General features: G+C 65.3%; 5 protein-coding genes. 3 read left to right on the top strand and 2 right to left on the bottom strand.

Annotated features, from left to right (window positions below):
- Together HMPREF3115_RS14100 and lpdA are read left to right on the top strand one after the other, a co-directional pair.
- A partial coding sequence (locus HMPREF3115_RS14100; protein ID WP_083302216.1) for a dihydrolipoyllysine-residue acetyltransferase occupies positions 1-1,018 on the top strand: 1,018 nt, incomplete at its 5' end.
- Between the two features lie 272 nt (positions 1,019-1,290).
- On the top strand, positions 1,291-3,066 hold the full coding sequence (gene lpdA, locus HMPREF3115_RS14095; RefSeq protein ID WP_006408168.1) for a dihydrolipoyl dehydrogenase: 1,776 nt from the start codon (positions 1,291-1,293) through the stop codon (positions 3,064-3,066).
- A 160-nt stretch (positions 3,067-3,226) separates the two neighbouring features.
- Here the strand turns inward: lpdA and HMPREF3115_RS14090 are convergent, their stop codons facing one another.
- Positions 3,227-3,793: a phasin family protein gene (locus HMPREF3115_RS14090; RefSeq protein ID WP_006408169.1), complete on the bottom strand. Its 567-nt coding sequence runs from the start codon at positions 3,791-3,793 to the stop codon at positions 3,227-3,229.
- 650 nt (positions 3,794-4,443) lie between these two features.
- Here HMPREF3115_RS14090 and pbpG point away from each other — a divergent pair.
- Entirely contained in the window at positions 4,444-5,589 is a 1,146-nt protein-coding gene (gene pbpG / locus HMPREF3115_RS14085) for a D-alanyl-D-alanine endopeptidase (protein WP_006408170.1), read from the top strand.
- A gap of 106 nt (positions 5,590-5,695) precedes the next feature.
- Here pbpG and HMPREF3115_RS14080 read toward each other — a convergent pair whose 3' ends face one another.
- Positions 5,696-6,505 carry an IclR family transcriptional regulator gene (locus tag HMPREF3115_RS14080; protein ID WP_006401960.1) on the bottom strand — a complete coding sequence of 270 codons (810 nt, stop codon included), beginning with the start codon at positions 6,503-6,505 and terminating at the stop codon, positions 5,696-5,698.
- Positions 6,506-6,630 lie beyond the last annotated feature (125 nt).

Here is a 6,630-nt window from a genome sequence, read left to right as displayed (position 1 = left end):
GGCCACTGCGCCTGCTCCGGCACCGGCACCGGCGAAGGCCGCGCCGGCCGCGGCACCGGCTGCCGCGTCGGCCGCTGCCGCACCGTCGGGCGAACACCGTGCGAGCCACGCGTCGCCGTCGGTGCGCAAGTTCGCGCGCGAACTGGGCGTCGACGTGTCGCGCGTGCAGGGCAGCGGTCCGAAGGGCCGCATCACGAAGGAAGACGTCACGGCGTTCGTGAAGGGCGTGATGACGGGCCAGCAGGCGGCACCGGCCGCAGCGGTCGCGCCGGCCGGCGGCGGCGAGCTGAACCTGCTGCCGTGGCCGAAGGTCGACTTCTCGAAGTTCGGCCCGTTCGAGTCGAAGCCGCTGTCGCGCATCAAGAAGATCTCGGGCGCGAACCTGCATCGCAACTGGGTGATGATCCCGCACGTCACGAACAACGACGAAGCCGACATCACCGATCTCGAAGCGCTGCGCGTGCAGCTGAACAAGGAGCACGAGAAGGCGGGCGTGAAGTTCACGATGCTCGCATTCGTGATCAAGGCGGTCGTCGCCGCGCTGAAGAAGTTCCCGACCTTCAACGCGAGCCTCGACGGCGACAACCTGGTGTTCAAGCAGTACTACCACATCGGTTTCGCGGCCGACACGCCGAACGGTCTCGTCGTGCCGGTGATCCGCGATGCGGACAAGAAGGGCCTCGTCGAAATCGCGAAGGAAATGGCAGAACTGTCGAAGGCCGCGCGCGAAGGCAAGCTGAAGCCGGACCAGATGCAGGGCGGCTGCTTCTCGATCTCGTCGCTCGGCGGGATCGGCGGCACGCATTTCACGCCGATCATCAACGCGCCGGAAGTCGCGATCCTCGGCTTGTCGCGCGGTCAGATGAAGCCGGTGTGGGACGGCAAGCAGTTCGTGCCGCGTCTGACGCTGCCGCTGTCGCTGTCGTATGACCATCGTGTGATCGATGGCGCGGAGGCCGCGCGGTTCAATGCGTATCTGGGGTCGTTGCTCGGCGACTTCCGTCGGGTGATTCTTTGATGAGCTGAGGGGTGCTCGCAGGGGCGCGGGCCGCATGTCGGTGATCCGCGCCCTGTCGTTGAACTCGCTTTCTTGACGGTCTGCCGGCGTCGCCCCTGCGCGGGGCGGCGGTCACTTTTCTTTGTCTTGCCAAAGAAAAGTAACCAAAAGAAAGGCGCGTCCTTGGGCGGACGGCAAAGGGGGTACTGCCGGTGTCGGCGTGCTCCGGTCAGGCCGTAGTTCAATGCGAGTTTCCCTTCCTCTCTCTGCAGCTAAACAAGAAGGGGACGTATATGAGTCTCATCGAAGTCAAGGTTCCGGATATCGGCGATTTCAGCGGCGTCGATGTCATCGAAGTCAACGTGAAGCCGGGCGACGTGATCGAAAAAGAGCAGACGCTCATCACGCTCGAATCGGACAAGGCGTCCATGGAAGTGCCGAGCGACGTCGCCGGCACCGTCAAGGAAATCAAGATCAAGGCCGGCGACAAGGTCTCGCAAGGCACGATCATCGCGCTCGTCGAAGCAGCGGAAGGCGCAGCCGCCCCGGCACCGGCGAAAGCGCCGGAGCCGGCCAAGCCCGCCGCAGCCGCGCCGGCGGCCGCCCCCGCAGCCGCACCGGCACCCGCGCCGCAAGCGGGCAGCTATGCGGGCGCAGCCGACATCGAGTGCGACATGCTCGTGCTCGGCGCCGGCCCCGGCGGCTACTCGGCCGCGTTCCGCGCGGCCGACCTCGGCATGAAGACGGTGCTCGTCGAGCGCTACCCGACGCTCGGCGGCGTGTGCCTGAACGTCGGCTGCATCCCGTCGAAGGCGCTGCTGCACACGGCGCTCGTCGTCGAGGAAGCCGAGGCGCTCGCGGCGCACGGCATCTCGTTCGGCAAGCCGCAGGTCGACCTCGACAAGCTGCGCGACTTCAAGGGCGGCGTCGTCAAGAAGCTGACGACGGGCCTCGCCGGTATGGCAAAGGCGCGCAAGGTCGAAGTCGTGACCGGCGTCGGCACGTTCGTCGATCCGCATCACATGGAAGTGCAGGGCGAAAACGGCAAGAAGGTCGTCAAGTTCAAGCAGGCGATCATCGCCGCGGGCTCGCAGGCCGTGAAGCTGCCGTTCATGCCGGAAGATCCGCGCGTCGTCGATTCGACGGGTGCGCTCGAGCTGCGCCAGCTGCCGAAGCGGATGCTCGTGATCGGCGGCGGCATCATCGGCCTCGAAATGGCGACGGTCTATTCGACGCTCGGCGCCGAAATCGACGTCGTCGAAATGATGGACGGCCTGATGATGGGCGCAGACCGCGATCTCGTGAAGGTCTGGGAAAAGTACAACGCGAAGCGCTTCGGCAACGTGATGCTGAAGACCAAGACGGTCGGCGCGGAAGCGAAGGAAGACGGCATCTACGTGAAGTTCGAAGGCGAGAAGGCGCCGGCGGAACCGCAGCGCTACGACCTCGTGCTCGTCGCGGTCGGCCGCAGCCCGAACGGCAAGAAGATCGGTGCCGACAAGGCGGGCGTCGCCGTCACGGACCGCGGCTTCATCGAAGTCGACAAGCAGATGCGCACGAACGTCCCGCACATCTTCGCGATCGGCGACATCGTCGGCCAGCCGATGCTCGCGCACAAGGCCGTCCATGAAGGCCACGTCGCCGCCGAAGCCGCACACGGCGAAAAGGCGTACTTCGATGCGCTGCAGATTCCGTCCGTCGCCTATACGGATCCGGAAGTCGCGTGGGCCGGCAAGACGGAAGATCAGTGCAAGGCCGAAGGCATCAAGTACGGCAAGGCCGTGTTCCCGTGGGCCGCATCGGGCCGCGCGATCGCGAACGGCCGCGACGAAGGCTTCACGAAGCTGATCTTCGACGAGGAGACGCATCGCGTGATCGGCGGCGGTATCGTCGGCCTGAACGCGGGCGATCTGATCAGCGAAGTGTGCCTCGCGGTCGAAATGGGCGCGGACGCCGAAGACATCGGCAAGACGATTCACCCGCACCCGACGCTCGGCGAATCGGTCGGCATGGCTGCCGAACTGTACGAAGGCGTCTGTACGGACCTGCCGCCGCAGCGCAAGAAGTAACGCGCACGACCGGCCGCGCGCCGGTCGAAACGAACGCCGCCTGTCCGGGCTCCCCGGCAGGCGGCGTTTTCGTTGGGGCGGGCGCTCGCCGGTCCCTGCGCGAGCTGCGGAAATGAAAAAAGCCGCGCAGTGCGCGGCTCTTTCCGGGAGCAGAGGACGCTTACGCGGCCGGCTTGCTCGTACGGCGCGACGCAGCGGCGGTCGCAGCCTTCGACGCGACCGCAGCGGCTGCGTTGAAGTTCGTCTCGGCGATCTCGACGGCCTGCTTCGTGGCCTTCTGGACCGTTTCGTACGTCGTGTTCGCGGCGTTCAGCGCCGACTTCAGCGCGGCGACAGCCGTTTCCGAACCGGCCGGTGCGTTCTTCGCGACGTTGTCGACGAGCGCCTGCACCTTCCTGTTCTGCTCTTCGAATTGCGCTTCGGCGACCTTCGCGAACTCGGCTTGCGTGGCCGACGCGATTTCGTACAGATGACGGCCGTACGACAGCACCTTTTCCGCGACCGGCTGCGTCAGGCTCGCCTGCAGCGCGATCAGCTCCTGCGCATCCTTCACCGACAGCAGACGCTGTGCGTTTTCCTGGCCTTCGGCCAGCGTCGACTTCACGACCTGAAGGTTGAGTTCGATCAGCTTTTCGACGCCTTCGAACGCCTTGGTGGTCAGACCGAACAGGCTCTCGAGGTTGGCTTTTTGGGCGGCGGCGATTTGCTCGGGGGTCAGCAAGGACATGTCAAGCTCCTGGAAAGCGATCGCGTCGATCGCGGGGTAAAGGGCACTGCGCTGGGGAATCTTGCGGCGACGTGCTTTGTGCAACGCAGCAATGGAGCCTATTTTAGGGCAGAGAAAAACCTTGTCAAGCATTTTTTGTGCATTGCACAATAACGACAAATTATCGACAAAACAACGGCTTACCGCCGCGTTCCGGAATCGGTTTCAGCGGCTGTCCACCCTGGTGCACGGCGCGTGCCCCGGCGCGCGGCGCACCATGATCGCGCGCAGGTAAACCGCGCACGCGCGTGGAACGTTATGCTTATGTCCGTGTCGAAATGCGCGCCGTTTCGACACACGCGCCCGTGGCGACGTGCCTTCGCCCGTGCCGAGCCCGCGCCGCGGCAGGCCTGGCGCGGACTACGTAGTAACCCCGCTTTAAAACGCCCCCGAAGTGACGTTATCTCAATTAACCGTGCGGTAATCGGGAGACGGCCGCTGTCGCGCCGTATCGATGATTTTTTTCGATGGAAGCGCGCAGGTCGATCGACCGAATGTTGGCGGACGCTTACAATTCGGTTTAACGACGCTCGGTAAGTGCCTAATATTGCTCTTTTTTTCAGCTTTAACTACACTGGCGGAACCCTCCCGCCCGCTTTGTCCAGACCCCAATGAAAGCCGAATCGTTTTCACCGCGCAGATTGTTGCAGAGCATGACGCTCGGCACGGCTGTGTCGGTCGCCGTCGCGCTGCTCGCGACCGCCGCGTCCGTCACGCCCGCTGACGCCTTTGCCGCCACTGCGAAGACTCACCACGCCGCCAAGAAAGCCGCTTCGCCCGCGAAGCAGAAGGCGGCATCCGGCAAATCCGCGAAGGTCGCTGCGGCCGAGGCGCCGCGCGCGAAGGCGTCGCGCAAGCGCGTGACGCTCGCGGCGAACGTGCGCGGCGGCCACCATGGCGCGGTGCGCCGCGTTGCGTTCCAGCCGCGTCAGCCGACGGTCGGCCAGGCCTTCGGCCTGCATGACACGCCGGACGCGCTTGCGCTGCGCTCGAGCGTCGCGTATGTCGTCGACCAGAACACCGGCGAGCCGCTGTTCGACAAGAACTCGCACGCCGTCGTGCCGATCGCGTCGATCTCGAAGCTGATGACCGCGATGGTCGTGCTCGATTCGAAAGCGCCGATGACCGAGCAGATCGAAGTCACCGACGAAGACCGCGACTACGAGAAGGGCACGGGCTCGCGCCTGTCGGTCGGCTCGGTGCTGTCGCGGGAAGACATGCTGCACATCGCGTTGATGGCGTCGGAAAACCGCGCGGCGGCCGCGCTGTCGCGCTATTACCCGGGCGGCCGTCCGGCCTTTATCGCGGCGATGAACGCGAAGGCGAAGGCGCTCGGGATGACGGATACGCACTTCGAGAATTCGACCGGTCTGTCGAGCTCGAACGTGTCGAGCGCGCGCGATCTCGTGAAGATGGTCAACGCCGCGTATCAGTATCCGCTGATCCGCAAGTTCTCGACCGATCGCACCTACGAGGTCTATACGGGCAAGCGCAATCTCGTCTACAACAGCACGAACGCGCTGATCCGCGGCAACGGCTCGTGGGATATCGGTCTGCAGAAGACGGGCTTCATCAACGAGGCCGGCGAATGCCTGGTGATGCAGGCGACGATTCACGGCCGCCCGGTCGTGATGGTGCTGCTCGATTCGTTCGGCAAGTATTCGCGTTTCGCCGATGCGTCGCGCCTGCGCAACTGGCTCGACGCCGGCGGCGGCGAGCGCCTGACCGCGGCCAACACGCCGGCCGGCGGCACCTGAACCCGATCGCGCGACGCGGCGCTGCCGCTGCAGTCGCCGCGCCCGAAGTCGAAAAAAAGCCCCGCGACAGCGAGGCTTTTTGCATTCCGGCGCCTGCGGCGGCGCATCATGCCTGCCGTTGCAGGCCTTCCGCTTCCTTCACGACTTCCGGTCGGTAGCCGAGCGCTTCTGAGATCGTCAGCGCGGTGCGGCTGAGCTGGCTGATCCACGCATCCTGCAGACGATCGGCCGGCGCCGACAGCGACAGCCCCGCGACGAGCTTGCCCGAATCGTCGTAGATGCCGGCCGCGATGCAGCGCACGCCGAGCTCGAGCTCCTCGTTGTCGCGCGCGCACGATTGCTGGCGCACGAGCGTCAGTTCGCGCTCGAGCTTGGTCAGATCGGTGATGCTGTTCTGCGTGTGGCCGGACAGCCCCGTGCGCGTCGCGTACGCGCGTACGCGCGACGTTTCGTCGGCCGCGAGGAACAGCTTGCCGACGGAGGTCAGATGCAGCGGCGCGCGGCCGCCGATCGCGCGGACGACCTGCATGCCCGAGCGCTCCGAATACGCACGCTCGATATAGACGATCTCGTCGCCTTGCCGGACCGACAGGTTGACCGTCTGGCCGGTGAGGCGGTGCAGTTCGCGCATCGGCATCAGCGCCGCGTCGCGCACCGACAGGCGCGCCTTCACGAGGTTGCCGAGTTCGAGCAGCCGCATGCCGAGCCGGTACGTGCCGGGATCGGAGCGGTCGACGAGGCGGCAGGTCACCATGTCGTTCAGGATGCGATGCGCGGTGGACGGATGCAGTTCCGTGCGCTGCGCGAGTTCCTTCAGGCTGACGGGATCGCTGTGAGCGGCGAGCGCGTCCAGCAGCCTCATCATGCGTTCGATCACCTGGATCGACGTTTTGGAATCCGGGGTGGGTTGGTTCATGTCGGCGGGAGAATCAGTTGACGCGGCAAGCGGTGTTGAACCGATTGTATCTCGTATGGTGAAAAAAGCGAACGCTGTTCGAGGAAGTCCTCGTTTGCGGCAGGGGCACGCGCCGGCGTTGGTCT

The sequence above is a fragment of the Burkholderia sp. HMSC10F09 genome (assembly GCF_001806955.1).
GTDB classification, from domain to species: domain Bacteria; phylum Pseudomonadota; class Gammaproteobacteria; order Burkholderiales; family Burkholderiaceae; genus Burkholderia; species Burkholderia multivorans.
Note: the sequence above shows the minus strand (reverse complement) of the source record. Positions and strands in the feature narration are given on the sequence as shown.